The sequence below is a fragment of the Ruminococcus sp. genome (assembly GCF_024684275.1).
Genome location: NZ_JAIKXF010000107.1, coordinates 1 through 3,706 on the forward strand (window position 1 = coordinate 1; position 3,706 = coordinate 3,706).

The 3,706-nt window shown below is 47.9% G+C and carries 4 protein-coding genes; all 4 read right to left on the reverse strand.

The annotated features are described in order from the left end of the window. On the reverse strand, positions 1 to 1,754 hold a 1,754-nt coding region (locus K5677_RS12550), incomplete at its 3' end, for a bifunctional 4-hydroxy-3-methylbut-2-enyl diphosphate reductase/30S ribosomal protein S1 (protein ID WP_296728603.1). Next, entirely contained in the window at positions 1,747 to 2,382 is a 636-nt protein-coding gene (locus tag K5677_RS12555) for a lysophospholipid acyltransferase family protein (RefSeq protein WP_296728604.1), read from the reverse strand. The genes K5677_RS12555 and K5677_RS12550, both read right to left, overlap by 8 nt. A 7-nt stretch (positions 2,383 to 2,389) precedes the next feature. Further along, on the reverse strand, positions 2,390 to 2,830 hold the full coding sequence (locus K5677_RS12560; protein ID WP_296728606.1) for a GNAT family N-acetyltransferase: 441 nt from the start codon (positions 2,828 to 2,830) through the stop codon (positions 2,390 to 2,392). Next, the gene (cmk, locus tag K5677_RS12565) at positions 2,830 to 3,492 is read right to left on the reverse strand and encodes a (d)CMP kinase (protein WP_296728607.1); all 663 of its coding nucleotides are present in this window, start codon (positions 3,490 to 3,492) and stop codon (positions 2,830 to 2,832) included. Before cmk ends, K5677_RS12560 begins: the two co-directional genes overlap by 1 nt. Between the last annotated feature and the right edge of the window lie 214 nt (positions 3,493 to 3,706).

Sequence of the window (3,706 nt, forward strand, 5' to 3'; positions counted from 1 at the left end):
GCACCGAAGCTTGTGATGGAAACGATAGTAGCCTTAACTACATCGCCAACCTGATACTGAGACTTGAAGATCTCCCAAGGATTGTCCTCAGCCTTCTTGAAGCCGAGAGAAATTCTGTTTGCTTCTCTGTCGAGATCCTTGATGTATACCTCAAGAGTGTCGCCTACGTTAACGACTTCACTCGGGTGCTTGATCCTCTTCCATGAGAGCTCTGAGATATGAACCATACCGTCGATGCCGCCAAGGTCAACGAATGCGCCGAAGCTTGTGAGAGACTTGACCTTGCCTGAGTAAGTCTTGCCAACCTCTGCTGTCTCCCAGAATCTTGCCTTTGCTTCTTCCTTCTTAGCGTTCTGAACAGCCTTGATAGAGCCTACTGCTCTCTTTCTGCCGCCCTCAGATACCTCGATGATGATGAACTCTACCTTCTTCTTGAGAAGCTGATCGAGCTCAGCGCCTCTCGGGAGACCTGTGAGAGAAGCAGGGATAAATACTCTTACACCCATAACTGTGAGTGTGATACCCTTGTTTACAACGCTCTGAACAACGCCTTCGAGAACTGTGCCCTCTTCCTTGGCCTGTACGATCTTCTCGTAACCTGCCTGTTCGTCCACCTTTCTCTTTGAGAGAGCAGCTGTACCCTCTGCGTCATTCACCTTGATAACAACAAGATCGATCTCGTCGCCGACGCTGACGATGTCAGAAGGCTTCTTTGATGGATCGTCTGTAAGGTCGTCGAGAGCAACATAGCCGGTGTGCTTTGTGCCGAGGTCTACGATAGCCTCTGTATTGTTTACGGCGATAACAATGCCTTTAACTTTCTCTCCTGTATGTATTTTTTTGAATGACTCGTCGATTGCCTGAGCGAAATCAAACTCCTCATTCTGATTAGCTGCAAGAATTTCATTTTCTGCCATTTTGGTTTGTACCTCCTTGATTATATAGGCGGGGGTTGATGCCCCGGCAGTAATGCCGATATTAGTGGCATTTGGAAGCTTTAATGACCGAAGCTCGTCCGAATTCTCGATATGATATGTTTTACAGTAACGGCTGCAAACCTCGAAAAGCTTAACGGTGTTTGAACTGTGTCTTCCCCCGACCACAAGCATGATGTCAGAGTTCTTGGCAAGTTCGGCAGCGTCGGACTGACGCGCGTCGGTAGCGTTGCATATCGTATCGTATATAACAATATTTGGATCGTCCTTCGGGATCACGTTTAAACACTCACCCCATACTACTATATTATACGTCGTTTGCGCCACAATTGCAAGCTTTTTTTGCAAATTTTTATAATTTTTTTCAAAAAAGTCTTTTAGCTCAAAGTTGTCCTTGAAAACCATGTAATTTTCGTCACAATGACCAACTATGCCCTGCACCTCAGGATGATCTCTGTCACCTGCGATAAGAATAAAGTACCCTTCCGCGGACTTTTCTGCCACTATCTTATGTATGCGCGACACAAAGGGACAGGTGGCGTCGAGCATCCTGTTGCCCTTTGCCTGTATCTGATCGTATATTTCCTTTCCTACGCCGTGTGAGCGGATAACTACCGTCTCATCGGGCTTCAGCTCGTCCACGGTCTCGATTATCCTTGCGCCCTTTGCCTGCATATCATTGACAACGTCCTGATTATGTATGATAGGACCGAGAGTAGCCACATGGGTATTGTTTTCGAGCTCGCCGTAGACCATTTTCACGGCTCTGTCAACTCCGAAGCAGAAGCCTGCGGATTTTGCCACCGTTACCTTACTCATCAGCCTTATCCTCCTTTGTATCGTCTGACGCTTCTGGCTCGCCCTCAACGAGGAGCTTTATATCCGCCATATAGCGGTTCTTGAGCTTTACGAGCTGACGGGGATTGGGAGTATCGCTTATCTCGCAGTATTCCTCGGGATCAATGGGCCTGCCGAATTTTACGGTGAGGGGAGTGCGGAATTTCAGCTTTTCTCCGTAGCATATACCAACAGGGATTATAGGCTTGTCTGCCTTCACTGCTATGAGAGCAGCGCCTGTGTGTCCCTTGCCCACCTTGCCGTCCTTTGAGCGCGTACCCTCGGGGAATATCATAAGGCTGCGGCCGCTGCCGAGCCTTTCAACGGCTGTGTCGATAACACCCGTATCGCCCTTTCCGCGGGCAACGGGAAAAGCTCCGAGGGAGCGTATGAGCCATGCGAAAAGCTTGTTGCGGAAGAGCTCCTCCTTTGCCATAAAAGCGAATCTGCCCCGCGCTCCGCAGCCGAGGAGCGGCGGATCGGCGTTGCTGCGGTGATTGCAGGCGTATATAACTGTTGTGTCTGTTGGTATGTTTTCTTTTCCTTCAAAGTGAAGCTTGTACATTATTTTGAAGTATATGAGTACGGCAAATTTTGCTAAATAATACATATTGTTCTCACCTCTGTAATTGTTTTGTCATTCTGAAACGGCTGCCATTGTCGTCGGAGACTGTATAGCCCAGCCTTTTGTAAAGCCTCAGTGCTTTTTCGTTTGAGCATTTAACATGGAGCATGGCAGTCGGAATTTTTTTTTCGATCCCGTATTTTTCGGCAAGTGCTATAAGCTTTGTGCCTATGCCTCTTCCGCGGTATTTTTCCGTCACTGAAAAGTCGTCGAGATAGATGTACTCAGTGAATACCGCAACAGAGAGGTATCCGATAACTTTACCGTCTGCCTCGGCAGCATATATGATATCGTCGTTGTCGGAGAAGAATTCAAGATAGCTGACATCGTAATTATCTGCTTCCTCTTCACCGACGCTTCTCAGCATTTCGCTGAAAAGCTCCTTAATGACAGGGAAATCGTCACATACCGCCTGTCTGAAAATAATATCCATCAGCCGATCTTATCCTTTATGACCTTTACGATAGCGGCTGCGGACTCCTCTAAATTCAGCTTTGTTGTGTCCACGAGCACTGCGTCCTCAGCCTGCTTCAGGGGAGCTGTCTCACGGTGCATATCCTGATAGTCACGCATGATTATATCGTCAAGTATCTCCTGATATGTGGGACAGCCGGGCTTTTCAAGGAGCTCCTTGTAGCGGCGGTTAGCGCGTTCCTCGGCGGAAGCCGTAAGGAATATCTTTACGTCCGCATTGGGGAGGACTACCGTGCCGATATCTCTTCCGTCCATGATAACATTATTCTCGCGGGCTATCTTCTGCTGAGTCTCAAAGAGATATGCTCTTACTGCGGGTATGGCAGATGTGCGTGAAGCAGCCATTGATATCTCGGGAGTCCTGATAAGGTCGGAAACGTCTCTTTTGCCGAGGAAAACTCTCTGTGCACCGTCGATGAACTTAAGTGATACCTCAGCCTTTTCGAGGGAAGCCTCGATATCCTTGTCGGCTATTTTGTTCTCGGTTATGTAAAGAGCGATAGTACGGTACAGGGCGCCTGTATCAACGTAGATGTAGCCAAGCTGTTTTGATACCATTTTGGCGATAGTGCTTTTTCCTGCGCCTGCAGGTCCGTCGATTGCGATATTTACGGTTTTCATTTTAAAACTCCTTTATTTAATGGGCAAAAGCCCATATTTGCTTTTATTTGAGGTTTTCTGTGACAGAAATGATAGTATCTGTGAGTATCCCTGCTGTGAGGAACAGTCCCGCCCCGAAGCATACAGGCTCGGGAAGCCTTTCGCTGAGCTTTTTCGACAGAGGGTGCAGCATATAGAAATATGCCACAGCCATGATGCCGAATATTGCGCTCGA

What these genes read in the sequence shown, in the direction of transcription:
- K5677_RS12555 (WP_296728604.1), bottom strand. Translation starts at nt 2,382, where the DNA reads ATGTATTATTTAGCAAAATTTGCCGTACTCATATACTTCAAAATAATG.
- K5677_RS12560 (WP_296728606.1), bottom strand. Translation starts at nt 2,830, where the DNA reads ATGGATATTATTTTCAGACAGGCGGTATGTGACGATTTCCCTGTCATT.
- cmk (WP_296728607.1), bottom strand. Translation starts at nt 3,492, where the DNA reads ATGAAAACCGTAAATATCGCAATCGACGGACCTGCAGGCGCAGGAAAA.